At 69.2% G+C, this 23,792-nt stretch carries 28 protein-coding genes; 8 read left to right on the forward strand and 20 right to left on the reverse strand.

Annotated features, from left to right (window positions below; translation table 11 throughout):
- Window positions 1-4: 4 nt before the first annotated feature.
- The 6 genes from hemQ to hemE all read right to left on the reverse strand — a co-directional run bounded on the left by hemQ (window position 5) and on the right by hemE (window position 4,654).
- Window positions 5-682 (reverse strand): hydrogen peroxide-dependent heme synthase, encoded by a 678-nt coding sequence (gene hemQ, locus RS84_RS06820; protein ID WP_045257045.1) that lies wholly within the window; start codon window positions 680-682, stop codon window positions 5-7.
- 78 nt (window positions 683-760) lie between these two features.
- The gene (locus RS84_RS06825; protein WP_045257046.1) at window positions 761-1,048 is read right to left on the reverse strand and encodes a hypothetical protein; all 288 of its coding nucleotides are present in this window, start codon (window positions 1,046-1,048) and stop codon (window positions 761-763) included.
- Window positions 1,035-1,442 (reverse strand): phage holin family protein, encoded by a 408-nt coding sequence (locus RS84_RS06830; protein WP_045257047.1) that lies wholly within the window; start codon window positions 1,440-1,442, stop codon window positions 1,035-1,037. The genes RS84_RS06825 and RS84_RS06830 overlap by 14 nt, the downstream gene beginning before the upstream one ends.
- 1 nt (window position 1,443) lies before the next feature.
- On the reverse strand, window positions 1,444-1,848 hold the full coding sequence (locus RS84_RS06835) for a hypothetical protein (protein ID WP_045257048.1): 405 nt from the start codon (window positions 1,846-1,848) through the stop codon (window positions 1,444-1,446).
- A gap of 111 nt (window positions 1,849-1,959) precedes the next feature.
- On the reverse strand, window positions 1,960-3,486 hold the full coding sequence (locus RS84_RS06840; protein ID WP_045257468.1) for a protoporphyrinogen/coproporphyrinogen oxidase: 1,527 nt from the start codon (window positions 3,484-3,486) through the stop codon (window positions 1,960-1,962).
- A 145-nt stretch (window positions 3,487-3,631) separates the two neighbouring features.
- On the reverse strand, window positions 3,632-4,654 hold the full coding sequence (gene hemE / locus RS84_RS06845; RefSeq protein WP_045257049.1) for a uroporphyrinogen decarboxylase: 1,023 nt from the start codon (window positions 4,652-4,654) through the stop codon (window positions 3,632-3,634).
- A 58-nt stretch (window positions 4,655-4,712) separates the two neighbouring features.
- Between hemE and RS84_RS06850 the strand changes: the two genes are divergently transcribed.
- Both RS84_RS06850 and RS84_RS06855 read left to right on the forward strand, forming a co-directional pair.
- Complete coding sequence (locus tag RS84_RS06850) at window positions 4,713-6,026, forward strand: glutamyl-tRNA reductase (protein ID WP_045257050.1); 1,314 nt, start codon at window positions 4,713-4,715, stop codon at window positions 6,024-6,026.
- 124 nt (window positions 6,027-6,150) lie between these two features.
- Window positions 6,151-6,726: an HhH-GPD-type base excision DNA repair protein gene (locus RS84_RS06855; RefSeq protein ID WP_045257051.1), complete on the forward strand. Its 576-nt coding sequence runs from the start codon at window positions 6,151-6,153 to the stop codon at window positions 6,724-6,726.
- A gap of 61 nt (window positions 6,727-6,787) precedes the next feature.
- On the opposite strand, the gene RS84_RS06860 is transcribed toward RS84_RS06855, so the two are convergent.
- Both RS84_RS06860 and RS84_RS06865 read right to left on the reverse strand, forming a co-directional pair.
- Entirely contained in the window at window positions 6,788-7,402 is a 615-nt protein-coding gene (locus tag RS84_RS06860; protein ID WP_045257052.1) for a hypothetical protein, read from the reverse strand.
- A gap of 85 nt (window positions 7,403-7,487) precedes the next feature.
- The gene (locus RS84_RS06865) at window positions 7,488-8,621 is read right to left on the reverse strand and encodes an epoxide hydrolase family protein (protein WP_045257053.1); all 1,134 of its coding nucleotides are present in this window, start codon (window positions 8,619-8,621) and stop codon (window positions 7,488-7,490) included.
- A 69-nt stretch (window positions 8,622-8,690) separates the two neighbouring features.
- Between RS84_RS06865 and RS84_RS06870 the strand changes: the two genes are divergently transcribed.
- Complete coding sequence (locus RS84_RS06870) at window positions 8,691-9,701, forward strand: helix-turn-helix transcriptional regulator (RefSeq protein WP_045257054.1); 1,011 nt, start codon at window positions 8,691-8,693, stop codon at window positions 9,699-9,701.
- A gap of 314 nt (window positions 9,702-10,015) precedes the next feature.
- Here the strand turns inward: RS84_RS06870 and RS84_RS06875 are convergent, their stop codons facing one another.
- The 3 genes from RS84_RS06875 to RS84_RS06885 form a co-directional block, all read right to left on the reverse strand.
- Window positions 10,016-11,401, reverse strand: a complete 1,386-nt coding sequence (locus RS84_RS06875; protein ID WP_045257055.1) for a glycine--tRNA ligase — start codon at window positions 11,399-11,401, stop codon at window positions 10,016-10,018.
- A 70-nt stretch (window positions 11,402-11,471) separates the two neighbouring features.
- Window positions 11,472-12,107 carry a hypothetical protein gene (locus RS84_RS06880; RefSeq protein ID WP_052676263.1) on the reverse strand — a complete coding sequence of 212 codons (636 nt, stop codon included), beginning with the start codon at window positions 12,105-12,107 and terminating at the stop codon, window positions 11,472-11,474.
- A gap of 7 nt (window positions 12,108-12,114) precedes the next feature.
- Window positions 12,115-12,804, reverse strand: coding sequence for a GNAT family N-acetyltransferase (locus RS84_RS06885; RefSeq protein WP_045257056.1), 690 nt, complete (start codon window positions 12,802-12,804; stop codon window positions 12,115-12,117).
- A gap of 99 nt (window positions 12,805-12,903) precedes the next feature.
- Here RS84_RS06885 and RS84_RS06890 point away from each other — a divergent pair, with 99 nt between their 5' ends.
- Window positions 12,904-13,314, forward strand: a complete 411-nt coding sequence (locus tag RS84_RS06890; protein ID WP_045257057.1) for a VOC family protein — start codon at window positions 12,904-12,906, stop codon at window positions 13,312-13,314.
- 34 nt (window positions 13,315-13,348) lie between these two features.
- On the opposite strand, the gene RS84_RS06895 is transcribed toward RS84_RS06890, so the two are convergent.
- The 6 genes from RS84_RS06895 to RS84_RS06920 all read right to left on the reverse strand — a co-directional run bounded on the left by RS84_RS06895 (window position 13,349) and on the right by RS84_RS06920 (window position 19,336).
- A complete protein-coding gene (locus RS84_RS06895) occupies window positions 13,349-13,942 on the reverse strand; it encodes a dihydrofolate reductase family protein (protein ID WP_045257058.1) in 594 nt (197 codons plus the stop codon).
- Window positions 13,943-14,000: 58 nt separating this feature from the next.
- Window positions 14,001-14,402 carry a hypothetical protein gene (locus RS84_RS06900; protein ID WP_045257059.1) on the reverse strand — a complete coding sequence of 134 codons (402 nt, stop codon included), beginning with the start codon at window positions 14,400-14,402 and terminating at the stop codon, window positions 14,001-14,003.
- Window positions 14,403-14,427: 25 nt separating this feature from the next.
- A complete protein-coding gene (locus tag RS84_RS06905; protein WP_045257060.1) occupies window positions 14,428-15,369 on the reverse strand; it encodes a serine hydrolase in 942 nt (313 codons plus the stop codon).
- Between the two features lie 113 nt (window positions 15,370-15,482).
- The gene (locus RS84_RS06910; protein WP_045257061.1) at window positions 15,483-17,441 is read right to left on the reverse strand and encodes a M13 family metallopeptidase; all 1,959 of its coding nucleotides are present in this window, start codon (window positions 17,439-17,441) and stop codon (window positions 15,483-15,485) included.
- A gap of 45 nt (window positions 17,442-17,486) precedes the next feature.
- On the reverse strand, window positions 17,487-18,644 hold the full coding sequence (locus RS84_RS06915) for a sensor histidine kinase (RefSeq protein WP_052676264.1): 1,158 nt from the start codon (window positions 18,642-18,644) through the stop codon (window positions 17,487-17,489).
- Entirely contained in the window at window positions 18,641-19,336 is a 696-nt protein-coding gene (locus RS84_RS06920; protein ID WP_045257063.1) for a response regulator transcription factor, read from the reverse strand. The genes RS84_RS06915 and RS84_RS06920 overlap by 4 nt, the downstream gene beginning before the upstream one ends.
- A gap of 147 nt (window positions 19,337-19,483) precedes the next feature.
- On the opposite strand from RS84_RS06920, the gene RS84_RS06925 reads away from it, so the two are divergent.
- A complete protein-coding gene (locus tag RS84_RS06925; protein WP_045257064.1) occupies window positions 19,484-19,915 on the forward strand; it encodes a DM13 domain-containing protein in 432 nt (143 codons plus the stop codon).
- Between the two features lie 26 nt (window positions 19,916-19,941).
- A complete protein-coding gene (locus RS84_RS06930; RefSeq protein ID WP_235281413.1) occupies window positions 19,942-20,385 on the forward strand; it encodes a DoxX family protein in 444 nt (147 codons plus the stop codon).
- Between the two features lie 16 nt (window positions 20,386-20,401).
- Here RS84_RS06930 and RS84_RS06935 read toward each other — a convergent pair whose 3' ends face one another.
- The gene (locus RS84_RS06935; protein ID WP_045257066.1) at window positions 20,402-20,959 is read right to left on the reverse strand and encodes a DUF1992 domain-containing protein; all 558 of its coding nucleotides are present in this window, start codon (window positions 20,957-20,959) and stop codon (window positions 20,402-20,404) included.
- Window positions 20,960-21,040: 81 nt separating this feature from the next.
- On the opposite strand from RS84_RS06935, the gene RS84_RS06940 reads away from it, so the two are divergent.
- On the forward strand, window positions 21,041-22,351 hold the full coding sequence (locus RS84_RS06940; RefSeq protein ID WP_045257067.1) for an MATE family efflux transporter: 1,311 nt from the start codon (window positions 21,041-21,043) through the stop codon (window positions 22,349-22,351).
- 137 nt (window positions 22,352-22,488) lie between these two features.
- On the forward strand, window positions 22,489-22,713 hold the full coding sequence (locus RS84_RS06945) for a hypothetical protein (protein WP_045257470.1): 225 nt from the start codon (window positions 22,489-22,491) through the stop codon (window positions 22,711-22,713).
- A gap of 6 nt (window positions 22,714-22,719) precedes the next feature.
- Here RS84_RS06945 and RS84_RS06950 read toward each other — a convergent pair whose 3' ends face one another.
- Both RS84_RS06950 and RS84_RS06955 read right to left on the reverse strand, forming a co-directional pair.
- Window positions 22,720-23,127 carry a DUF732 domain-containing protein gene (locus RS84_RS06950; RefSeq protein ID WP_045257068.1) on the reverse strand — a complete coding sequence of 136 codons (408 nt, stop codon included), beginning with the start codon at window positions 23,125-23,127 and terminating at the stop codon, window positions 22,720-22,722.
- Window positions 23,124-23,765, reverse strand: a complete 642-nt coding sequence (locus tag RS84_RS06955) for a TrmH family RNA methyltransferase (protein ID WP_045257069.1) — start codon at window positions 23,763-23,765, stop codon at window positions 23,124-23,126. The genes RS84_RS06950 and RS84_RS06955 overlap by 4 nt, the downstream gene beginning before the upstream one ends.
- Between the last annotated feature and the right edge of the window lie 27 nt (window positions 23,766-23,792).

Consider the following 23,792-nt stretch of genomic DNA (forward strand, 5'->3'; position numbering starts at 1 on the left):
CGACCTACTGCAGCACGTCCGCGATCTCGTCGAAGCGGAGCCTGCGCCCCGTGTAGAAGGGCACCTCCTCCTTCACATACCGACGGGCGTCGGTGTAACGGAGATCGCGCATGAGGTCGACGAGCTCGGTGACGTCGTCGGCCTCGAGCGGCAGGATCCACTCGTAGTCGCCGAGCGCGAAGGCCGCGACCGTGTTCGCGATGACCCCGGTGAAGGCGGCGCCCTTGCGGCCGTGGTCGGCGAGCATCTTGCGTCGCTCCTCTTCGGGCGCGAGGTACCACTCGGGGGTGCGGACGAAAGGATAGAGGCAGAGCCAATCCTTGGGCTCGACGCCGCGAAGGAAGCCGGGGACGTGCTGGCGGTTGAACTCCGCGTCGCGATGCACACCCATCACGTTCCAGACCGGCAGCAGGGTGCGAAGCAGCTCGGTGCGGCGCAGACGGCGCAGGGCCTTCTGCAGATCTTCGGCGGTCTCGCCGTGCAGCCACACCATCAGGTCGGCGTCTGCCTTGAGCCCCGAGACGTCGTAGAAGCCCCGGACGGTGACCCCGGAGTCCTCGATGTAGGACACGATCGTCTCGAGCTCGGTGGAGTCGGACTCGGTCACCGGGACGTCGGGATTACGTCGCCAGACCGCCCAGAGGGTGAAGCCGGATGGGTTCTCTTCGCGCTCGTCGGACATGCATCCAGTCTGCCCCCTTTATGCGGAGGGTGCGAACCGGCCCTTCGACGGGCTCAGGGACCCATGCGGGGCGACGCGTCAGCGGGAGACGGCGCGGGCGATCACCCAGACGGCGCTGCCGACGACGGCCGCGATCCCCACGGCGGCGGCGATGGCCCCGACAGGATTGCGGTCGGCGAAACGGCGAGCCTTGACCGCTGCCCGAGCGGAGGCCTTCTCGATGCGCCGAGGGAAGTTGCCCTTCACCTCGATCGCGGCGAGGGCCGCCTTGAGCTCGGCACGTGCAGAGGCGACAGGGTCGGCGATGCCGAGCGGAACCGCGGTCTTCGGCAGGGCAGACGTCGGTGCGGAGTCAGAAGTCGTCATGGCCGGATCCCTTCGCGAGCTTGATGTCGGTGGCGACGGCCTGCGCGGGGTTCTCGCGGGAGAGGACCTTGCGGAATCGCAGGAACCCGAGCAGGCCGAAGAAGAGCATCGCCAGGATCAGGATGCCGAAGACGGCGAGAGCGGAGAGCCACACCGGCCACCACGACGAGAGACCGGCGATCGCGAAGACGAGGATCACGGGCACCGCCCAGAACAGGAAGAACAGGGCGACGAGGAACCAGACCGATCCGACGCCCGCATCCTTCGAGGTCTTCGAGATCCACGCCTTGGCCGCGTTGATCTCGGCCTTGACGAGATTCGTGACGAGCTCAGGCAGGTCCCCGAGAAGCGTCAGCAGGCTGTCGTCCGCGCGATCCCGGTACGGACGAGCCATCTCAGTCGTCCGCCTTCGCTTCGGCGCTCTTCGCAGACGAGGACTTCGAGGCGGTGACCTTCGCGGCCGTCTTGCGCGCTTCAGCGGTGGCGGCATCCGTCGCCTTCGCGACGTCTTCAGCGGCGTCCTTGCCCGTCGCGATCGCCGAGTCGAGCTTCTGGCCGGGAGTCCCGTCGCCACCCACCGACTTCGCGACCTTGACCACGCCGGTCCAGATGGCACCGGGAACCGCCGCCGCCTTGTCGCCGACGAAGCCCTTGACCTTCGTGACCTGCTCCTGCACCGGGTCGAGGTTCCAGACCTTCAGCCACTGTGTCTTGATCTGCTCATAGCGCTCGCGACCTGCGCGCGTGCCGAGCACGTATCCGACGCCGAGTCCGACGACGAGTCCGATCTTCCCTTTCATGGGGTCTCCTCTCGTTACAGTCCAGCAACTCGTGGCGTGCCAGGCTCCCAGCGTAGCCCCATATGCCGATTTCGGCATCTACCCGTCAGGGGGTTGACAGGATGACGCCGGTCACCTCCAGAGCAGGCTGTGGCGGAGGCGGTCGGCCTCTTGCTTCGCATCCGGGATCACCTGCGCGAGTCCGGTGCCGGCGAGCCAGGCGCCGACCACGGCGAGCCCCGGCACCGCCTGCACTGCGGCGCGAGCAGCCGCTCGCCGCTCGCCGGATCCGATGATCGACGCGGGCTGGGACTGCACGAAGCGTGCGCGGTGGGCGGCGACGAGCTGGGAGTCGCGAAGCGTCTCACCGAGCAGAGCGGATGCTTCGCTCAGCGCGAGGCGTGCGGCGGCGTCGTCGTCGAGGTCTGCCGTCGCCGCCGACTCCCCCTGCGCGCCGAAGGAGACGCGCACGACTTCTCGGCCCCGTGCCGCGTCGCGCACCCACGACCACTTGGCCGTCGAGTGGGTGAGCGCCTTGGCGGTGTGCGAACCGGGGACGGTGAGGGCTCCCGTGCCGCGCGGCGCGGCCTCGAGGCCCGGCGCGTCGAGCATCAGCGTGACGACCTCGATCTCAGGGGCCTGCGATGCCGGGGTCGCCGCGAGGGCGGGGGCGCAGCCACCGAGGAGGTCTCTGGCCGCAGCCTCCGGGGTGGCCACGATGACGGCGTCTGCGCTCAGCGCGAACTCCTCGAGCCCGGCCGTCTGCGCCTGCGCAGCATCCGCTCCGTCTCCGTCGGCGTCGCCGGCCGGGTGCCCCCCTGCCGCCCTCTGCGCCGTCACCGTCCATTCGTCGCCCTCTCGGGCGACCCCCGTCACGGCGGTCTCGAGCAGCACTTCTGCGCCGAGTCGGGCGAGATCGGCGACCACCGCGTCGACGAGGAGGCTCAGGCCTCCGTCGATGCCCTCCACCGCTGACCCAGGCGCCTTCGCTGCACGCGCCGCTCCTTCCTGGCGCAGCGCCTGCACCGCTCCGGAGAGGGAGCCGGCGGTCGTGAGAGCGGCGTTGAGCCCCGGAGCCGCGATGTCGACGTCCACGTCTTCAGGCGCCGCGGAGTACACGCCCGTCGTGACGGGAGCGACGAGGCGGTCACGCACCTTGCGGCCCATCCGCGAGGTGACGAGCCGGCCCAGGCTGTGGCTGTGTCCGATCGTGAGCGGCGGACGGATCCGGTCGAGGTAGGCGCGCCACACGCCCGACCAGCCGATGATGCGCCGCACGTCCTCCTGGAACGGGTTCGCGGGGATGCCGAGGATGCCGCCGACCGGCAGCGGAGCGGCGTCGATGCGGGGGATGCCGGCGAGCCATGCTCCCCCGGGGGCAGGGGACACGATGCGGTCCCCGAGGCCGAGTTCCTCCACGAGGGCGCGGACGTGTCCGCCACGCGTCGCGAAGCTCTCCGCACCGGCGTCGACGGTCACGCCGTCCAGGGTCGCGCGGCGAATCGCTCCGCCTGCGGCATCCGCTGCCTCCAGGAGAACCACCTGCATGCCGACCTTCGCGCATTCGCGCGCCGCGATGAGACCGCCGATGCCGCCGCCGATCACGATGACGCGGGTCTCGGCGGCACGGGCTGCGAGGGCTGGGGGCTCTTCGGTCATGCCCACGATTCTCTCAGGCCTCGGCAGTGCTGCCGTCTCGGCATCCGCTCACACCGCCCGTTCGTCGATGAGCGCCTCTGCGCCAGCCCGTTCCCGTCGCGGGCCTGGCCGGCTCATGACGAGGCGACCTGAGCGGAAGGTCGAGTCAGCGGGAGTGCACGAGCTCGACGATGCGGGTGAGCTGATCGGGATCGGTCTCGGGCGGCACGCCGTGTCCGAGGTTGAGGATGTGCCCGCGGGCCGCCCGCCCGCGGTCGAGCACGTCGAGCACGTGCGCCTCGAGTACAGGCCAGGGCGCCCCGAGCAGGGCGGGATCGATGTTGCCCTGGACCGTGACATCCGGCCCGAGGATCGCAGCGGCCTCGTCGAGGGGCTGACGCCAGTCGACGCCCACACCGTCGGCGACCCCGTCCAGACGCATGTCGGCGAGGAACGGCCCGGTGCCGACGCCGAAGTGGATGGTCGGGATGCCGATGCCCTGCAGCGCCGCGTGCGAGTGCGGGGCCACGAAGGCTCGGTAGTCGGCCGGGCTGAGGGAGCCCGCCCAGGAGTCGAAGAGCTGCACGACGGATGCTCCGGCATCCCGCTGGATCTCGAGGAAGCGCCGCGAGACCTGCGCCAGCCAGCCCGCCAGCCGATTCCAGGAGTCGGGGTCGGCGTGCATCATGGCGCGCGCCCGCAGGTGCTCTTTCGACGGGCCACCCTCGACGAGGTACGCGGCCAGCGTGAAGGGCGCTCCGGCGAAGCCGATCAGCGGGGTGTCGCCCAGCTCGTCGGTCACGATCCTCACGGCGGCGGCGATAGCCGTCCCGTCGAGATCGGCCGGATCGATGGCGGTCAGGCGGGCGACGTCATCTGCCGTGCGCACCGGATTCGCGAACACCGGACCGCGCCCTGGCTCGATCACCACGTCGACACCCGCGAGGCGCAGCGGAATAACGATGTCGCTGAAGAAGACGGCTGCGTCGACGCCGTGCCGACGCACCGGCTGCAGCGTGATCTCGGCAGCGAGATCGGGAGTGAGGCACGCGTCCAGCATCCGTGTTCCGACGCGCAGCTCGCGGTACTCGGGCAGCGAACGACCCGCCTGCCGCATGAACCACACCGGCGTCTGAGCGGGGCGGTCGCCCACGAGGGCGCGGACGAGCGGAGCGTCGGAGAGGGCCATGCGTCCATCCTTTCATCCGTGAAACACCCCTGTTACCGATCGCCGGTACAATCGAAGGGTGCTGCTGTGTGTCACGGCGAGTCACAAGACCGCCTCCTTCGACTTGCTCGAACGCCTGAGCCGCACCCCCGATGACGTCGCATCCACCCTTGTGGAGCTGGCGCCGTGCGTGCAGGGTGCGGTCGTTCTCGCGACGTGCAACCGGTTCGAGGCGTACGTGGAACTCGACGAACCCGTCACGGCGGCCGGTGCGATCGGCGTCGAAGCGGTGCTCGAGGCGGTCGAATCGACCACCGGCGTCACCGCTCGCGAACTCGACGGCGCGTACGCTGTGCACGCCGGCCGCCGCGTCGCCGAGCACCTGTTCTCCGTCGCATCCGGTCTCGAGTCGGTCGTCTCGGGCGAAGGCGAGATCGCCGGTCAGGTGCGCCGCGCACTCAAGACCGCCCGCAAGGACGGCACCACCTCGCCCGAGCTCGAGCGCCTGTTCCAGCGCGCCAGCCAGGCGCAGCGCAAGGTCAAGAACGTCACAGCCCTCGGCCGCGCCGGCCGCTCGCTCGTGCGTCTCGCCCTCGAGCTCGCCGACAGCCGCATCGCCGACTGGTCGGCAGAACGCGTGCTGCTCGTCGGCACGGGCGCTTACGCGGCAGTGACGCTCGCGACTCTGCGTGAGCGCGGGGCCGAGAACATCTCGGTGTACTCGCCATCGGGAAGGGCCGAGATCTTCGCCGCGAAGCACGGCATCCGTCCCGTCGCCGAAGCCGACTACGCCCGCACTGCCGCCCGCTCGAGCCTGCTGATCACCTGCACCACTGCGACCGAGCCTGTGCTCGGCCTCGAGCAGCTGCAGCGGCCGGTCGGCATCGCCGCGGCCGGCTGCCCGGTCGGCGCGTCGACAGGCTCAGCACCCCATAGCCAGCTGGTCGTGGATCTGGGCATGCCCCGCAACGTCGACCCGGCGATCGCAAGCCTCGAGGGCGTCGCGCTGCTCGACCTCGAGACGATCCGCCTGCACGCGCCTCTCGAAGAGCTGCAGGCGACGGATGCTGCGCGCAGCGTCGTCCGCGAAGCCGCCGACACGTTCCACGTGGTGGGCGCACGGCAGAGCGTCACCCCTTCCGTCGTCGCGCTGCGCTCGCACATCTTCTCGCTGCTCGACACCGAGATCGCCAGGGCTCGAGCCCGCGGCGACGAAGACGGCAAGGTCGAGCAGGCGCTGCGGCATCTCGCCGGAGTGCTGCTGCACACGCCGACCACTCGCGCGCACGAGCTCGCCGCCTCGGGTCGCGCCGATGACTTCGCGGCCGCCCTCGCCACGCTCTACGGCATCGAGCCCGAGCAGCCCGGCGCCGCGGCATCCGCCACCGCCTGAACCGGCTCGGGCTGTGTGCACTCTCCTCGGAGATGTGCGCTTCCCTCGGACGCATGCCCTGGATTCATCCGAGGCAGGCGAACATCACCGAGGCGGGCGCACGCAACGGTGCGAGACTGGACACATGGCCCTTCACATCACCGGAGACACCGCCGCAGACACACTGCTGACCGAGAACCCGCTGGCACTGCTGGTCGGGATGCTGCTCGACCAGCAGGTTCCCATGGAGACCGCCTTCGCCGGTCCGCTCAAGATCGAGCAGCGCACGGGAGCGACGGACGCCGCCGCGATCGCGCGCATGGATCCCGACGAGTTCCTCGAGGCTTTCAAGCAGACTCCTGCCGTGCACCGGTTCCCCGGCTCGATGGCCGCTCGCGTGCAGACGCTGTGCCAGGACCTCGTCGACCAGTGGGGCGGCGACGCCGCGAACCTGTGGACAGAGGGCGATCCGTCCGGACCCGAGGTGCTCAAGCGGCTGAAGACACTGCCGGGGTTCGGCGAGCAGAAGGCGAAGATCTTCCTCGCTCTGCTCGGCAAGCAGTACGGATTCACAGGAGAGGGCTGGCGCGAAGCATCCGCTCCCTACGGCGAAGAGGGCTCGTACCGCAGCGTCGCCGACATCGTCTCGCCCGAGTCGCTCACCAAGGTGCGCGAGCACAAGAAGGCGATGAAGGCTGCCGCGAAGGCGCCGAAGGCCTGAGGAGCCACCGCTCCAGACGGTGATTCGCTTGCCCGTACACCACTGAGGCTTGGCGCCGACGTCACGGGCCGAGCGCGTCGGCATCCTCTGTGCGGCCGGCCCGGATGCCCAGGACGACCGCAAGTATGCCGAGAAGCATCACGCCGGTTCCGGGGACCTCGAAGAGGATTCTCCGTGGCACCGCCGCGGCATCGGCGAACGTGACCATGATCAGCGCCGCCATCGCGATACCCGATCCGACGAGCACCCAGGCCGGGGCCCAGCTCCACGGCCGCGGCAGCGCATCGACGAAGCCGATGAGGAGCACGGCGGCGACGGTGATCAGGAACAGCACGGCGTAGTACGGGAGCATCAGGGCGCCCCACGCGTCTTCCTCGGCGTTCGGGTTCCCCGGGATCTCCGGCGTGAGGGAGCTGAGAAGGTTCAGCATCGGTGTGCTCGCGAGGGCGAGCTGCAGCAGGACGACGGTCGTGGCGATCGGACGCCGACCCGTGATGCTCCCGGCCCTCCCGAGACCGATCACGAGGATGAGCACTCCGAGTGCCCACAGCACCTCTCGTGCCCCGCTGAATGACGAGAGCTCGAATCTCGCGACGAAGCCCACCACCGCTGACAGCACCAGCAGGATGCCGCCCACCACCCAGGTGCGTCGGCGCTGCCGCCTCTCATCGGTCATGACCTCACCGTATCGGGCCTGCCGGACGGAGCGTCCGTACGGCAGGCCCGAAGTAGGGCTCCAGGGCGAAGACGGATGCCGGGGCTCAGCGCAGCCCGGCGAAGAACGCACGGATGTCGCCGACGACGACCTCCGGACGCTCGATCGCGGCGAAGTGCCCGCCCTCGTCGAAGCGGCTCCAGTGCACGATATTCGAGTTGTCGCGCTCGGCGAAGACGCGGATCGTCTGGAAGTCGTCCTTGAAGACCGCGACCCCGGTCGGCGCCGCATTGACCTGCGGCTCGGCTTCGACGCGAGCGTTCTCGAGGTAGCTGCGGGACATGCCGGATGCCGCGTTCGCGAACCAGTTCACGCTGACCTCGAGCAGGATCTTCTCCAGTGGCACGAGCGAGGTGCCATTGCCGAAGGAGTTGAACAGCTCGCTGTAGGCGAGCAGACCGATCGGCGAGTCGCTGATGCCCACCGACACCGTCTGCGGGCGCGAGGCGTTCATCGTGTTGTAGCCGCCGACCGACTGGAACCACTGCATGTGCTCGAGCCCGGCGTAGTCCTGCGGCTCCAGCCTCTCGAACTCGGCCGGGTCACCCGAGGGGAACGAGAACAGCTGCAGCACGTGCAGCCCGAGGAAGCCGTCGGGGTTCAGCAGGCCCAGCTCACGGGCGACCATCGCTCCGTTGTCGGAGCCGTGGATGCCGTAGCTGTCGTACCCGAGACCGCGCATCAGCTGGTCGTAGGCTGCCGCGACCTTCGCGGTCGTCCAGCCGGCGGAGGCCAGGGGCTGCGAGAAGCCGTAGCCGGGAGCATCCGGGATCACCACGTCGAACGCGTCCTCCGCGCGGCCGCCATGCGCGACAGGGTCGGTGAGCAGCTCGATCATGTCGAGATAGTCGACCGCGGACCCGGGGTAGGTGTGCGCGAGTAGCAACGGTGTTGCCCCCTCATGCGCAGAGCGGACGTGGATGAAGTGGATGCTCTGTCCGTCGATCTCGGTCGTGAAGTGCGGGAACGAGTTGATGCGCTCCTGCGCGGCTTCCCAGTCGAAGTCGCGCCAGGCGGCGAGCGCCTCGCGGAGGTAGGAGTTCGGGGTGCCGGCGTCCCAGTCATCGGTCGGGGACGGCTGCGGAAGGCGGGTGCGGGCCAGGCGGTCCTGCAGATCGGCGACCTCGGCTGCGGTGACCGAGACGGTGAAGGGGCTGAAGGTGAGGTTCGTGTTTTCCATGTCTCGAGAGTAGAAACGCAATAGGCTGTATTCGTTCCTAATACTCGAACTTCTTTCGAGAGGGTGCCGATGGCCGATCCGACCGCCCGGCTTCTTGCACTGCTCGGCCTGCTGCAGACCGGCGTCGAGCGCTCTGGACGCGAGCTCGCCGAGCGGCTCGACGTCTCGGGACGGACGATCCGTCACGACGTCGACAGACTTCGCGAACTCGGCTATCCCGTCGACGCGAGTCGCGGCTCGACGGGCGGGTACCGGCTCGGTGCCGGAGGGAAGCTGCCACCGCTGCTGCTCGACGACGCTGAGGCGGTGGCGGTCACGGTCGGGCTGAGGGCCGCGGCCGGCATCGCGGGAGTGGCCGAATCAGGAGCGAGGGCCCTCGCGAAGCTCGAGCAGGTACTGCCGTCGCACCTCCGCCCCACGGTCGACGCACTTCGCTCGAGCGTCGACCGCGCGCCCGAGAACAACGACACCGACGCACCCGACCCCGAAGTCGACGCGGCGACGCTTCAGGCCATCGCCGGCGCCATCCGCAACCAGGAGTGGCTGCGCTTCGACTACGAAGGCGACCCGGTGCTGGTGGAGCCGTACCGGCTGCTGACCTGGCATCGACGCTGGTACCTAGTGGCGCGCGATCCCGAGTCGGGCGAGTGGGGCACGTACCGCGTGGACTGGATGCGTCTGAGGATGCCGACGCGGCGGCGCTTCGACCCGCATCCGCTTCCCGGCGGCGACTACACGGCATTCGCGATGCGCACGATCGCGGTGAGCGGCTGGATCGTGCACGCCCGGCTGCGCATCGACGGGCCTGCGGAGGCCGTGCTCGACCGAATTCACGCGGCAGTCGGCGTGGTGGAGCCGGTCGACGAGACACACTGCATCCTCGTCACGGGCGCGGACAGCCTCGACACGGTGGCGGCATACATCGGGATGCTGATGATGGACTTCACAGTCGAGAGCCCACCCGAGCTGATCCCCCGCCTGCAGCTGCTGTCTGAGCGCTATGCGCGCGCGGTCGCCGGCAGCCCGGCGGCTCCGGCATCCGCTCCTGCTCCGGCATCCGGTCCTGTCGCGGAGCCGTGACGTCGAAACCCCCACCTGTTGCCGAGACCCCCACCTATTCGCGTGAACACGTGGGGGTCTGGGCAATAAGTGGGGGTCTCGGCAATAAGTAGGGGTCTCGTCGACGCAGCGTGACTCGGGGGTGCGGAGCCGCGGCGACATGATGCAGCGACGGCGCCTCCGCGGGGCCTGCCCGTGCGTTCTGAAGCGAAACCCCCACCTGCTGCCGAGACCCCCACCTGTTTGCGTGAACAAGTGGGGGTCTGGGCACTAAGTGGGGGTTTCGGCGACGCGACGGCCGCGACGACGCGACGGACGCGATGCTGCGGGCGGGGTCAGGCGCCCTTCAGACGCTCCGCGAGGTACTGCTCGAGCTCGTCGATCGAGACGCGCTCCTGAGCCATGGTGTCGCGGTCGCGCACGGTGACGGCGCGGTCGTCGAGGGAGTCGAAGTCGACCGTGACGCAGAACGGCGTGCCGATCTCGTCCTGACGGCGGTAGCGGCGGCCGATGGCTCCCGCGTCGTCGAAGTCGATCGCCCACGAGCCGCGCAGGGTGTCGGCGACCTCGCGTGCCAGCGGCGAGAGGTTCTCGTTGCGGCTCAGCGGAAGCACGGCGACCTTGACAGGAGCCAGACGCGGGTCGAGACGGAGCACGGTGCGAACGTCGGTGCCGCCCTTGGCGTTGGGTACCTCCTCCTCGACATAGGCGTCGACGAGGAATGCCATCATGGCGCGGGTGAGACCGAACGAGGGCTCGATCACGTAGGGGGTGTAGCGCTCGCCCGAGGCCTGGTCGAAGTACGACAGCGATGAGCCCGAGGCCTCGCTGTGGCTCGACAGGTCGTAGTCGGTGCGGTTGGCGACGCCCATGAGCTCGCCCCACTCCTTGCCCTGGAAGCCGAAGCGGTACTCGACGTCGATCGTGCCGGCCGAGTAGTGCGCGCGGTCCTCCTCGGGAACATCGAACTGGCGCATGTTCTCGGGGTCGATGCCCAGGTCGATGAACCAGTTCCAGCAGGCTTCGACCCAGTGCTCGAACCACTCCTGCGCCTCGGCGGGAGGCGTGAAGTACTCGATCTCCATCTGCTCGAACTCGCGGGTGCGGAAGATGAAGTTTCCGGGAGTGATCTCGTTGCGGAACGCCTTGCCGACCTGGCCGATGCCGAACGGCGGCTTCTTACGCGAGGCTGTGAGCACGTTCGTGAAGTTCACGAAGATGCCCTGTGCGGTCTCGGGGCGCAGGAAGTACAGGCCCGACTCATCGTCGACGACGCCGAGGTAGGTCTTCACGAGGCCGGAGAACGCCTTCGGCTCGGTGTACTGGCCCTTGGTGCCGCAGTTCGGGCACGGGATGTCGGCGAGGCCGTTCTCGGCCGTGCGGCCCTTGCGCGCCTCGAAGTCCTCGATGAGGTTGTCAGCGCGGAAGCGCTTGTGGCACTGCAGGCACTCGACCAGCGGGTCGGTGAACGTCGCGACGTGGCCGGAGGCCTCCCAGACGCGCTTGGGCAGGATGATGCTGGAGTCGAGGCCGACCATGTCGCCGCGTCCGCGCACGAACGTCTGCCACCACTGCCGGCGGATGTTCTCCTTGAGCTCCGTGCCGAGGGGTCCGTAGTCCCAGGCGGAACGCGAACCGCCGTAGATCTCACCCGCTTGGAAGACGAACCCGCGGTGGCGGGCAAGGGCGATGACCTTGTCTAGACGGGACTGTTCGGCCACGGTGGCTCCAATGGTCGGATGCGGGTGAGAAACCCGTGAACACGGGCCAGATCATTCTATCCGCGCACGCTCAGTCTGCTGATGCGGGTCGTCCGTGCGGGAACGCCTCGCCGCCGCCTGCGGCCAGCGCCTCGGCCACGATGCGGAGGTGATCCTGCAGCATGTCATCGGGCATCGCCGGCATGGCCTGCTCCCAGTACGGCAGGATGGCGCCGCGCCCCTGCATCATGCCCGCCGGACGCGCGTACGCCCACAGGTGCAGGTGGGCCGAGCCGTCGTTCCAGCGGGAGAAGTGGCAGCGCGCGACGGCCGGGATCGCCTTGGTCGCCTCCGACAGTCGCTGCAGCATCGGGCCGAGGCCGGAGAGCACGTCGATCGGGGCGTCTTCGAGCCGGACATGACGCCGCGGGGCAAGACTGCCAACGAAAGGAAGTCCGAGCCCGCCCTCGAACCCGGAACTCACCTGCCAGTCGTCGTCCTGCCAGATCGTGTACCTCGACGGCTTACAGTGCCCGCATTCCGAAGGGTCGAGTTCTCCGTGACGAGGCTTCTCGGGGACGAGCATCTCATCCAAGGGTAGAAGTTCGAAGGAGGCGATGCTTGGCGCAGGGCCGCTGCCGGGGATGCGGGCGGTGTCGAGGGTCTGCCCGACGGGTGCCCATCGATGCCAGGCGCTGTCGGCGGGATGCTGGTCGAGATCGGTCATGACCCGCTCACTCCGTGAAGAGGTACCCGCGCTCGACGTCGAAGCCCGCGATGCGCAGGCCACGCTCGAGCCTCTCCTCCATCTCGGAGCGCAGGCGCAGACGCCACTCGTGCGCAGCGGCCGGATCCGTCGCCCGCATGGACTCGACATCCGACGGAATGGCCAGGGTGTCGACCACGGCGTCGGATGCCGGAGGCTTCGCGATGTCGGCCAGCGCCCACTCCACGTCGAGCCGGTCGCTCTCGTCTCCTGCATCCCCTCCCCCGAAGATGCCGTACTGGTTCACGGCGTAGCCGGTGACGCGGGCACCGAGCACCGTGAGGAAGAAGTGCGCGTTGCGCGCCACGAGCGGGTCGAAGGTCCAGCTGATCCGGCCGACCTCGCGCGAGAACGCCCACTGCCGCTGGTGCTCTTTGAGCTCGCGCCCCCATCCGCGACCGCGGTACTCGGGGAGAAGCGCGGTGATGTGCGAGTGCATCGCACGGCGGCCGGGCTCGCCGAAGAACGCGATCGACGCGCCGACCATCTTCTCCTCGCCGCCCTCGTCGTCGAAGAGCCCGACCACGTAGTTGCCCGACTGCTGCAGCGCGCGCAAGGTGCCGGCGTCGATGACGCGCTCCTTGCCGCGGATCGCATCGAGCACGCCCTGCGCATCGATGATCAGTTCAACGGTGTCGAGATCTCGGATGGTTCGCACGAACCCAGTCTGCCCCTCCGCCCGCGATCGCGGAAACGGCACTCGGGCGAATCGCGCTTCCGCTCCGCCGATGTCGGATGCCGGTGCCAGACTCGAGCCATGCAGCAGCGCGTCAGCTTCATCACCCTCGCCGTGTCGGATCTCGAGCGCAGCCGCGCCTTCTACGTCGACGGACTCGGCTGGCAGCCGATCTTCGCCGGCGACGATGTGCTCATGTTTCCAGTCGCCGACAAGGTGATCCTGTCGCTGTGGTCGGTCGAGGGCTTCACCGCCGAGATCGGCGAGGCCCCGGCATCCGGTGTCGCCCCGATCACGCTCTCGCACAATCTCGTGACTCCTGCCGAGGTCGACGACGTGCTCGCCGAGGCTGCGCTGCTCGGCGCGCCGGTGAGCCCGGGTGTGCAGCGGGAATGGGGCGGATACTCGGGCTACTTCACCGATCCCGACGGCTTCCGCTGGGAGATCGCCGTCAACCCGGGTGAGACCGGGGACTTCGTGCTGCCGTCGTGATCGGCATCCGTCACTTCCCGGCTGGCGACCGAGATCAGATCCGGCGGTAGGTGACGTGCGTGACCATCGGGGTCGCGCGCACGGAGATCTGCTCCAGCCTCTGCGGCGGAACGCCGTCGAAGATCCGCTCCCCCGCACCGAGGATGCAGGGAGTGATGTGCAGCCGCAGCTCGTCGAGCAGCCCGGCGGCGAGGAACTGGTTCACCGTGGCCGCTCCCCCGGCGACCGAGATGTTGCGGTCGCCCGCTTCGCTCCGTGCGCGATCCAGGGCGGATCGGATGCCGTCGGTGACGAAGTGGAACGTGGTCCCGCCTTCCATCTCGATCGGCTCGTGCGGAAAATGGGTGAGCACGAACACGGGACCGTGATAGGGCGGGTTCGGGCCCCACCACCCGCGCCAGTCGCGATCCCACTCCCCGCGTACAGGTCCGAACATGTTGCGCCCCATGACCGTCGCTCCCGAGTCCACGATCGCGTCGACCTCGACCCGGTTCTCCTCGTACGCATCGAACATCCAGCCGTGCAGCCACGTCTCGTCGATGTCGCCGAAAGGCGCTTCCTCCCGCTGGTTCACGCCAGCCGCGAAGCCGTCGGCAGAAACAGAGATGTCGCTGTAGACATTGCCCATCGCCGGCTCCTCCCGATATGCGGGTCGACTCAGGTCTACGCCCTTCAGCGGCGGCGCGTCAACGGGAGATGGTTCGAGGGTCGGGGTCGCCGTCACGCGGGGAGCGCAGCCGATCGGGGATCGGCCATGCCAGCGTGAACTGAGTCGTGGCCGGGCGAGTCATATCGCCGAAGTCGTCGATCTTCACGACGATCCTCCCTGGCGAGACCTCATCGTCGGGCGTCACCTCCACGATGCGCACGCGCAGCGGGCGGTCGGCCTCACCCTCCAGCATCCAGGGCTCGGCGAGCCAGGCGATGCCGTGACCCTCGAGAGCCGCCTCGGCATCGAGCCACTCGACGGGGCCGGACACCGGGCGCCCGAGGACGTCGACGGCCGCCCAGTCATCGCCTGCAGGATGAATCCAGCCGAGGAGTTCGCCGTCATCTCGGCGATGCGGGGTCCAGTCGGGGTAGGGCATGTCTCGATGGTAGACGGGGTGAGAACTAGTGCGTGTACTCCATGAGCTCGACGCCGAGCACACGGAAGGCGTCGTGTGCGCGGAGCCGGTGCGCGATCGAGAGGTCGTCGAAGCAGACGATGAGCGAGTAGGCGACGCCGGCTCGAGGACCTGCGAGCACCCCGGCCTCGGCCCGGACGCCACGGTCGCGTCCGGTCTTGTTGATGAACAGCAGGCCGTGGGCGTCGTGGTCGTGCGCGAACGGATCGAGGCCCGTGGATGCCGCGACGAGGCTGAGATCCTGGTTCAGGCTCAACCACTCGGACACCTGGGCGCTGACCGCCGCATCCACGACCTGCGAGTTCACGAGGGCGGAGAACAGGCCCGCGAGCTCGCGGGACGAACCCACGGCTACGTGGGGCGCGTCGTCGGGGCCGCGCTGGTCGCGGAACCGGTCGAGAAGCGCGGTGCGACGCAGGCCCAGAGACTCGATGCGCTCACGCACGCGGTCGTGGCCGACCTTCTGCAGCAGGGCGTTCGCCGCGATCGGGTCACCGGCAGCCGCGGCGAGAACCGCGAGGTCCTCCAGCGGCAGCGCCGGCGCGTGCAGATGGCGCCACACGCCGGACGTCAGCACCTGCTCGGTCGCCGTGCGCTCGACGATCTCGAGCGGATCGAGGGTTCCGGCCTCGAACGCTGCCGCGACCTCGACGAGCAGCGGCACCACGCCGAGGCCCGCGATCGGCATGGTGACGTGATCGTCGCCGGAGAGCACGTGCACGTGGGAATCGAGGTCGACGACGTGCACCGACACCTGCGCGCCGGCATCCGCCAGCGTCTCGAGCGAACGCAGGGTAGAGGTGAACGACCGCCGTCCGATAGCCGCCCGGCGCGGCAGTCGCCTCGTGGCGCGCTGAGAGCGCCGACCTGACGAGGAGTCAGAGCTCGACGAGTGGCGGAAGCCTTCGACCGGCTCAGGAGCGCCCACGCGTGATCCTTTGAGGGGGGTTGGATTGCGGGATGCAGCGGGGATGCGCTCCCCAGCAGCACGGATATCGTAACCCTCGGGAGTGAGGATCCTTCACGAACTCCGGAGAATGGTCACCAGATCGTCACACGGGCGTCTTGCGGGAGCCAGAGAGCGTCGGATTCCGTGACGTCGAAGGCCTCGTAGAACGCGTCGATGTTGCGCACGATCTGGTTGCAACGGAACTCGGTCGGCGAATGCGGGTCGATCGTCAGCAGGCGCAGCGTCTCGGCCTCACGGCTCTTCTGCTGCCACACCTGCGCCCACGACAGCAGCAGCCGCTGCACGCCCGTGAAGCCGTCGATGACCGGGGCCTCGGCGCCGCCGAGCGACAGCTCGTAGGCCTTGAGCGCGATGCCCAGGCCGCCCAGGTCGCCGATGTTCTCGCCGATCGTGAGGGCGCCGTTCACGTGATGCTCGGCGTCGAGTCCCTCGGGCACGAGAGCGTCGTACTGCTCGATCAGCGCCTTCGTACGCTCCTCGAAGGCCGAGCGGTCGGCATCCGTCCACCAGTCCTCGAGCTTGCCGTCGCCGTCGTAGCGGCTGCCCTGGTCATCGAAGCCGTGACCGATCTCGTGGCCGATCACCGCGCCGATGCCGCCGTAGTTCGCGGCGGCATCGCGGCCCGCGTCGAAGAACGGGTACTGGAGGATGGCCGCAGGGAAGACGATCTCGTTCATCGACGGGTTGTAGTACGCGTTGACCATCTGCGGCGGCATGTGCCACTCGGAGCGGTCGATGGGCTCCCCGACCTTGTCGATGTGGCGGTCGTGCTCGAAGATCGCCGCGCGCCGCACGTTGCCGAACAGGTCGTCGCGGTCGATCACCAGGGAGGAGTAATCGCGCCACACGTCGGGGTGACCGATCTTCGGAGTGAACGCGTCGAGCTTGGCGAGCGCGCGCTCGCGGGTCTCGGGGGTCATCCATTCGAGAGTCGTGATGCTCTGCCGGTACGCCTCGATGAGGTTGCCGACCAGCTCGTCCATCGCGGCCTTCGCCGTCGGCGGATAGTGCCGCTCGACGTAGACCTTGCCGATCGCCTCGCCGAGCGCGCCCTCGGTGACCGAGACGCCGCGCTTCCAGCGCTCGCGGATGCTGGGCACGCCCGAGAGCTCGGTGCCGTAGAAGGAGAAGTTCTCCTGCACCAGGTCGTCGGTGAGGTAGGGAGCCGCCGCGTGCACGACCTGCGAGCGCAGCCACGCCTTCCAGTCGTCGAGCCGCTCGGGCACGAGCAGCGAGCCGAGGGCCTCGAAGAAGCTCGGCTGCGAGACGACGGCCTCGTCGAGGGCGACGGGGTTCGAGGGGCTGACGCCCTCGCGCCACGGAGCGAGATCGACGCCGACGAGCTCCTGCAGCTCGGCCCAGGTCTTGAGGTTGTAGGTCTCGACCGCGTCGCGGCTGCGCACGTTGTCCCAATGATGCGAGGCGAGCTCGGTCTCGAGCGCGATCGCACGGTCGGCCTGCGCCGCAGCATCCGCGATCCCGGCCAGGGCGAGCAACCGCTCGAGGTGCTCGCGGTACTTCGCCCGAGTCTCCTCGAAGGTGTCGAGCCGGTAGTAGCTCTCGTCGGGCAGCGACAGGCCGCCCTGCAGCAGCACAGGCAGATACCGCTCGGGGTCGCCGGGGTCGCCGTCGACGTACAGGCCGATCAGGTGCGCGCGACCGTCGCGATCGTAGGCGCCGGCGGTGCGCAGGAACGAGGGGATGCTGTCGAGCGCGTCGACCTCGGCGAGGGTCTCGGCGAGCGGCGCGACCCCGGCGGCGTCGATGCGCGCGGTGTCCATGAAGCTCGCGAACAGGTCGCCGATCTTGCGGGCCAGCGTGCCCTGCTCAGCATCCTGCGAGTCCTCGATGATCGCCCTGACGTCTTTCTCGGCCTGCTCGGCGAGCATGTGGAACGCACCCCAGCGGGCCTTGTCGGCCGGGATCTCGGTGCGGGCGAACCAGGTGCCGTTGACGTGGCGGTACAGGTCGTCCTGCGGACGGATGTCGGAGCTGAACTCTTCGATGGCGAGGCCTGCGGGGAGGGTCATGGAGACAGCCTATGCGGCGTTCCCGACATCGTGGGCGGGACCGGCTCAGACCCGCTCGACGTCAGCTCCGAAGGGCAGCAGCACGTTCATCTGGAAGCCCTCGCCCGTGATCTCGGCCACGACGTCCCCGCCGTGGGCACGCGCGAGGCCGCGCGCGATCGACAGACCGAGTCCCGCTCCCGACGACACGAGATCATCGGGTGCCGAGCCGCGCGCGGGATCGGCCCGCCAGCCGACGTCGAACATGCGATCCAGGTCTTCCACGGCAACCCCCGATCCATGGTCGAGGATGCCGAGCACCAGGCGGTCGCGATCGGGTTCGGTCGCCGAGATCACGATGTCGCTGCCGGTCGGCGCATGTCTGATGGCGTTGGCCAGAAGATTCGCGATGATGCGTCCGAGTTGATGCGGGTCCGCCCACAGCACCTGGCCGTCGATGCCCCGTTCGACGATGCGCACGCCTCGTCGGTCTGCAGCGATCCGCACATCGGCCACGGCGTCGGAGACCACATCCCGCAGCCCGACCTGCTCCGTGCGCAGCTGCACCGCGCCCGAGGTGAGCTTCGACAGTTCGAACAGATCGTCGACCATGCGGCTCATCGTCTCGACCTGAGCGCGCACCTCTCCGGCGAAGCGCTCCGGGGCGTCCGCCGCGCCCTCCTCGATGGTCTCGGCAAGAGCGCGCACCGCGGTGAGAGGGGTCCGCAGATCATGCGAGATCCAGGCGAAGAACCGGCGTCGTGCGGAGTCCAGCTGCTCGAGCTCGGCGCGCGCGGCCTCGACCTTGTGCGACACCGCGGCGAGCTGCGCCGACAGCTCGTCGATCTCGCCCCAGCCCGAGGGCTCGGCATCCACCACCGCACCTCCGCCCACCCGCTCGAGCGAGGCCGAGAGTCTGCCGAACGACCGCCTGGCCGCCCGCGAGACCACCCAGGCGACCACCAGCGCGAGCACGAGCGAGACCCCGATCACAGCGACGAGCACAGCGAGGTCGTGGTCGGAGATGTACATCTCGATCGAGATCGCCAGGACGGATGCCGCCATCGCGGCCGTGCCGGCGCAGGCGACGATCAGAAGCTGAGCCGTCATGGTGCGGCGGCGGACAAGACGCAGCGCCAGGAGGGCCACGGAGGAGACGGCGGCGGAGCATCCGACAGACGTCAGGATGATGAGTCCGATGTCGGCCGGGGCGAGCGCCATCATCGCAGGCGCCCCTGCGGAGAGAAACAGTAGCCGGCGCCCCACTCGGTGTGCAGGTGTCGGGGGTCCTGCGGATCGAGCTCGATCTTCTCGCGCAGGCGGCGCACGTGCACCGTGACGGTCGACGCCTCCCCGACGCTCCACCCCCACACCTCGCGGAGGATCTCGTCTCGTGCGATCACGCGGTCGGGGTTCCTCACGAGGAATGCGAGCAGGTCGTGCTCCCGGGCAGTCAGAGCGACCTCGGCGCCGCGCACCCAGACGCGCCGCCGCGCGGGGTCGATCCGGAAATCGCCGTCGGAGATCTCTCCCGATGATGCCGCGGAGCGAGCACGGCGCACCAGCGCTCCCACTCGCAGCAGCAGCTCCCGCAGAGAGAAGGGCTTCGTGAGATAGTCGTCGACTCCGGACTCGAGTCCGTCGATGCGGTCCTCCACCTGCCCCAGCGCCGTCAGCATCATGATCGGCACGTCCGACACCGCGCGGATCTGCTCGCACAGCTCGTCGCCGCTGATTCCCGGCAGCATCCGGTCGACGATCAGGACGTCGGGGATGCGCTCGGCGAGCGCAGATCGCGCCGACAGGCCGTCGCCGAACGCGTCGACAGCGTAGCCGTTGGCGCGCAGATAGGCGTCGACGGCTGCTCGAACCGTCGGATCGTCCTCCACGACGACGACGCGGGCCCTCTCATCCATGCGGTCGACACTAGTCGCGCGATCGGTCGGCGCGAGCGGTTCCTTACGATCACGAAAGGACTCCGCGGTCGCGGCATCCGGCTCCGTAGCGTGCTGCGCAGTGCAATCCGATGCGGCATCCCGCCGCGCAGCGAACAGGAGAATCCCATGCGCAAGATCGCCCTCGCCGCCACCGCGGCTCTCGCCCTCTCGCTCTCGCTCACCGCGTGCAGCTCGACTGGCTCCGACACGGGCATGAAGCCGGAACCGTCCATGTCTCAGAGCACCGACATGGGCATGGAGAAGACCGGAGACTTCATGGGCCTGAACGACAAGACCGTGCAGGGCTCGGTCACGGTCGCGGACGGCACGCTGACCCTGTCGGGCTTCTCCTCGGACGAGGGTCCCGATCTGCACATCTATCTGACGACGGGAACCGATGAGGCCGCGGTCGAGGCCGGCACCATGGTGGATGCCGTCTCGTTCGACACGGCGTCCCAGACGTTCACGCTGAAGGACGTCGACACCGCCGACTTCACCTATGTCGTGATCCACTGCGACAAGGCCAAGGCGGTGTTCGGCGCCGCGAAGCTCTCATGATCGGCACCGGCCGGAGGGGCCCTCTCGTGGCGTCGCTGTTCGGCGGCGCGGCGAGAGTGGCGGTCGGGATGCTCTGGCTAGCGGAGGGCGTGCTGAAGTATCGGGCCGGTTTCGGCGCGGCCGACATCGAACTTGTGGTCCAGAGCACGGGAGGCAACAGCCGCGTGCCGTGGTGGTTCGAGCCGCTCGGCGCGTTCATGGGCGCGGCATCCGGACTGTTCGGAGTCGTGATCCCGGCGCTGGAGGTTCTGCTCGGGGTGATGCTGGTCGCGGGGGTATTCAGCCGGCTGACGGCTTTCGCCTCGATCGGCACCCTGATGCTGTACTGGAGCTCGGATCAGCTGATCGCCCAGTACCCCGTCATGGTGCTGCTGTCGGCGCTCGTGATCGCCTCGCCCGCGGCCGGTCGATTCGGGGTCGACGGGTGGTGGCGACGGAGGACTGCGGCTCCGGATCGGGCCGTCGAGTAACCCGGGACGGCGCCTGTCAGCTGCGACGGCGGATGCCGAAGCGGCGCCGCCTGGGCCGCGCGGCCTCGTCCGAGGCCGCGCGTGCCGCCTGCCGCGCCGCCCGGCGCTCGGCCCAGGCGGCGACCTCGGCGTCGACGTCGCGCGGCTGCGTGACCACCGGAGGCCCGCCCATCAGCTGCCGACTGGCCTCGAGCACGCGGCGGTTGAAGTCCTCGAGCACGTCGCGCACGTCCGACTCACGGCCGAGCAGGTCGAGATGCTCGTCGAGCTCTCGGTCTTCGGCGCGGAGGAGGATCGCCGGCGGCCCGAGGCCCGTGAGATTCTCGGTCTCGATCTTGCGGCGGATCCACCAGTCGGGGTCGTGGTGGTCGCCCAGCCCCTCGATCGGCTTGCCCGCGCCGGGAAGATCGTCGAAGTCCCCGCGGCGGATCGCCACCTGGATCGCACTCTCGATGTAGGCGGCTCTGTCCACCGCCGCACCCGCGCCGGGAGCCGTGCCGGTGTCGGCATCCGTCTCGCCGTCGCTCTGCTGCCGCGCGCGGTATCTGGCCGCGGCCTCTCGTGGATCGGTCATGTGTGCACCTCCGACTGATTCCAGGGTACGACGGCCACGCGCCCGCGTCGCGGTGTCTCCGCGTCCCCCTAGGCTCGGAGGGTGAGTCTGAACCGCGAGATCCTGCGCCTCGCCGTGCCCGCGCTGGGCGCGCTGATCGCCGAGCCCGCGTTCCTCATCGTCGACGCCGCCCTGGTCGGGCACCTCGGCACCCGGCCCCTCGCGGGCCTCGGCATCGCGAGCGCCGTACTGCAGACGATCGTGGGACTCATGGTGTTCCTCGCCTACTCGACGACTCCGGCTGTCGCGCGAAGGTTCGGGGCCGGCCAGCCGGGAGACGCCGTGAGCATCGGCATCAACGGCATGTGGCTCGCGCTCGGTCTCGGCGCGGTGCTGGCGGTGGCAGGCGCCGTGGCCTCGCCCTGGCTCGTGTCGCTCTTCGGGGCGAGCGAGGCCGTCGCCGCGGAGGCGAACGCCTATCTCGTGATCTCGATGTGGGGCCTGCCCGCCATGCTCATCGTGTTCGCCGCGACCGGGCTCCTCCGCGGCATGCAGGACACGATGACACCGCTGTGGATCGCCGGCCTAGGGTTCGGCGCGAACGCTGTGCTCAATTACCTCTTCATCTACGGGCTCGCCTGGGGCATCGCCGGATCGGCCGCGGGCACCGTCACTGCGCAATGGGGCATGGTCGCCGCCTACGTGCTGGTCGTGCAGCGCCTCGCCACGAAGCACAGCGCCTCGATGCGCGCGCACGGCGGCGGCATCCGCAGCACCGCGCAGTCCGGTGGCTGGCTGTTCCTGCGCACCGTCAGCCTGCGGGTGGCGCTGCTCGCGACCGTCGGCATCGCGACGGGGATCGGCACGGCCGAGCTCGCCGGCTGGCAGATCGTCTTCACGATCTTCTCGGCCGCGGCGTTCGCCCTCGACGCCCTCGCGATCGCCGCCCAGGCGCTGATCGGGAAGGAGCTGGGCGCGGGCGACGAGGCGCAGGTGCACCGCGTTCTGGGCCGCACGGTCGCCTGGGGGGCCTGGTTCGGCGTGATCGTCGGCCTGCTGATCGGCGCACTCTCGGGAGTCCTCGGGATCGTGTTCACGGGCGACCCCGCCGTCGCCGCCCTCGTGCAGCCCGCGCTGGTCGTGCTCGCGATCGCCCAGCCGATCGCCGGGGTCGTGTTCGTGCTCGACGGCGTGCTGATGGGCGCGAACGACGCGAAGTACCTCGCGATCGCCGGCGGGCTCAACCTCGTGCCGTTCCTGCCAACGCTGTGGATCATCGCGGCGACCGGCATCGGCGGGGCAGCCGGGCTCGTCTGGCTCGCCGTCGCCTTCTTCGGCGTCTACCTGCTCGCCCGCCTGGGCACCCTGGGCTGGCGAGTGCGCTCGGGGCGCTGGGTGACCGTCGGCGGCTGAGCGGCACCTTTCCTGCACGATGCTCGCCCGCATCGAGTTATCCACCACTCACGTGTCTTCCGGCTTTCCGGCCGACCCCACGCCCGCGGGTCCTGGCAGTATCGCCGGGACAGGTTCACAATAGGGAGGTGCTCACCGTGACCGAACCGCAGGTATGGACGCTGATCGGCGTCTTCGCCACCGCGCTCTTCGGCATGATCACGCTCATGTCGACGATGTTCATCCGGATCATCAGGACCGAGATCGGCTCGCTCAAGACGGAGATGTCCTCGGAGTTCCGTGGGATCAATCAGCGCATCGATCGGCTCGACGCCGACGTCAACGCGCTCATGAAGCACGCGTTCGGCATCGACCGCGGCTGAGCCGGCTCAGACCGCCCCCTCGCCGAGCTTGTCGACGTGCTCCGGGCACAACACGGTCACCGACGGCTCCACGAACGCCGCCACCATCGCGTCATTGAACCGGTTCTGCTGGAGAGCGTCGGTCAGCTCGAACATGGTCGTCCCGAAATCGAGCTGTTCGCAGATGAACCAGCTGACGCCGATGATCTCGCGGTCCGACCACCGATTCAGGTCGTCGACCGCGGCCTCGCGCACTTGAGTGGCGAGCGCGATCTCGACGTCGGAGAGCGGCTCGGGCGTCCCCTCGGGTGCGGGCGTGTACTGCGTCACGACCACGGTCGGCTCCGGCGATGGCGCACCCTCGGTCACCGCGGTGCAGCCGGTGAGCGTGAAGGCGGCCACCGGCACGAGGGCGATCTTCAGAGCGATCCTCACGCGGCATACCTCCGGCACCACTCGTACATGATCACGGCGGCGGCCGCGCTCGCGTTGATCGATCGGGTCGAGCCGTACTGCGTGATCTCGATGTGGGCGGATGCCGCGGCGAGCGCCTCATCCGAGAGCCCGGGCCCCTCCTGACCGAACAGCAGCACGCAGCACTCCGGCAGCTCAGCCCGATCGACCGGCACCGCGCCATCGACGTTGTCGACCGCGATGATCGGGATGCCGGCATCCGCAGCCCAGGCGGCGAACGCCTCGACCGTCTCGTGATGCAACACGTGCTGGTAGCGGTCGGTGACCATCGCCCCGCGCTTGTTCCACCGGCGCCGCCCGATGATGTGCACGGTGTCGGCGAGGAACGCGTTGGCGCTGCGCACGATCGAGCCGATGTTCATGTCGTGCTGCCAGTTCTCGATCGCTACGTGGAACGGATGCCGCTGCAGATCGAGATCGGCGACGATCGCCTCCATGCGCCAGTAGCGGTAGCGATCGATCACGTTGCGGGTGTCGCCGTGAGCGAGCAGCTCGGGGTCGTAATGCGCCTCTTCGGGCCACTCCCCCTGCCAGGGGCCGACACCGTACCCCGGCTGCGCCGAATCCTGGGTCGCTGAGCCCGCCTGCGCGTCGTCCATCAGGCCAGCGTATCCGCGGCCGTCGCC

It is taken from the genome of Microbacterium hydrocarbonoxydans, assembly GCF_000956475.1.
Lineage (GTDB): Bacteria > Actinomycetota > Actinomycetes > Actinomycetales > Microbacteriaceae > Microbacterium > Microbacterium hydrocarbonoxydans_A.

What these genes read in the sequence shown, in the direction of transcription:
- RS84_RS06855 (WP_045257051.1), top strand. Translation starts at nt 6,151, where the DNA reads ATGGCCCTTCACATCACCGGAGACACCGCCGCAGACACACTGCTGACC.
- RS84_RS06870 (WP_045257054.1), top strand. Translation starts at nt 8,691, where the DNA reads ATGGCCGATCCGACCGCCCGGCTTCTTGCACTGCTCGGCCTGCTGCAG.
- RS84_RS06910 (WP_045257061.1), bottom strand. Translation starts at nt 17,441, where the DNA reads ATGACCCTCCCCGCAGGCCTCGCCATCGAAGAGTTCAGCTCCGACATC.
- RS84_RS06880 (WP_052676263.1), bottom strand. Translation starts at nt 12,107, where the DNA reads ATGACCGATCTCGACCAGCATCCCGCCGACAGCGCCTGGCATCGATGG.
- hemE (WP_045257049.1), bottom strand. Translation starts at nt 4,654, where the DNA reads ATGGCCCTCTCCGACGCTCCGCTCGTCCGCGCCCTCGTGGGCGACCGC.
- RS84_RS06835 (WP_045257048.1), bottom strand. Translation starts at nt 1,848, where the DNA reads ATGAAAGGGAAGATCGGACTCGTCGTCGGACTCGGCGTCGGATACGTG.
- RS84_RS06890 (WP_045257057.1), top strand. Translation starts at nt 12,904, where the DNA reads ATGCAGCAGCGCGTCAGCTTCATCACCCTCGCCGTGTCGGATCTCGAG.
- RS84_RS06915 (WP_052676264.1), bottom strand. Translation starts at nt 18,644, where the DNA reads ATGATGGCGCTCGCCCCGGCCGACATCGGACTCATCATCCTGACGTCT.
- RS84_RS06955 (WP_045257069.1), bottom strand. Translation starts at nt 23,765, where the DNA reads ATGGACGACGCGCAGGCGGGCTCAGCGACCCAGGATTCGGCGCAGCCG.
- RS84_RS06925 (WP_045257064.1), top strand. Translation starts at nt 19,484, where the DNA reads ATGCGCAAGATCGCCCTCGCCGCCACCGCGGCTCTCGCCCTCTCGCTC.
- RS84_RS06865 (WP_045257053.1), bottom strand. Translation starts at nt 8,621, where the DNA reads ATGGAAAACACGAACCTCACCTTCAGCCCCTTCACCGTCTCGGTCACC.
- RS84_RS06840 (WP_045257468.1), bottom strand. Translation starts at nt 3,486, where the DNA reads ATGACCGAAGAGCCCCCAGCCCTCGCAGCCCGTGCCGCCGAGACCCGC.
- RS84_RS06900 (WP_045257059.1), bottom strand. Translation starts at nt 14,402, where the DNA reads ATGCCCTACCCCGACTGGACCCCGCATCGCCGAGATGACGGCGAACTC.
- RS84_RS06860 (WP_045257052.1), bottom strand. Translation starts at nt 7,402, where the DNA reads ATGACCGATGAGAGGCGGCAGCGCCGACGCACCTGGGTGGTGGGCGGC.
- RS84_RS06935 (WP_045257066.1), bottom strand. Translation starts at nt 20,959, where the DNA reads ATGACCGATCCACGAGAGGCCGCGGCCAGATACCGCGCGCGGCAGCAG.
- RS84_RS06825 (WP_045257046.1), bottom strand. Translation starts at nt 1,048, where the DNA reads ATGACGACTTCTGACTCCGCACCGACGTCTGCCCTGCCGAAGACCGCG.
- RS84_RS06895 (WP_045257058.1), bottom strand. Translation starts at nt 13,942, where the DNA reads ATGGGCAATGTCTACAGCGACATCTCTGTTTCTGCCGACGGCTTCGCG.
- RS84_RS06830 (WP_045257047.1), bottom strand. Translation starts at nt 1,442, where the DNA reads ATGGCTCGTCCGTACCGGGATCGCGCGGACGACAGCCTGCTGACGCTT.
- RS84_RS06920 (WP_045257063.1), bottom strand. Translation starts at nt 19,336, where the DNA reads ATGGATGAGAGGGCCCGCGTCGTCGTCGTGGAGGACGATCCGACGGTT.
- hemQ (WP_045257045.1), bottom strand. Translation starts at nt 682, where the DNA reads ATGTCCGACGAGCGCGAAGAGAACCCATCCGGCTTCACCCTCTGGGCG.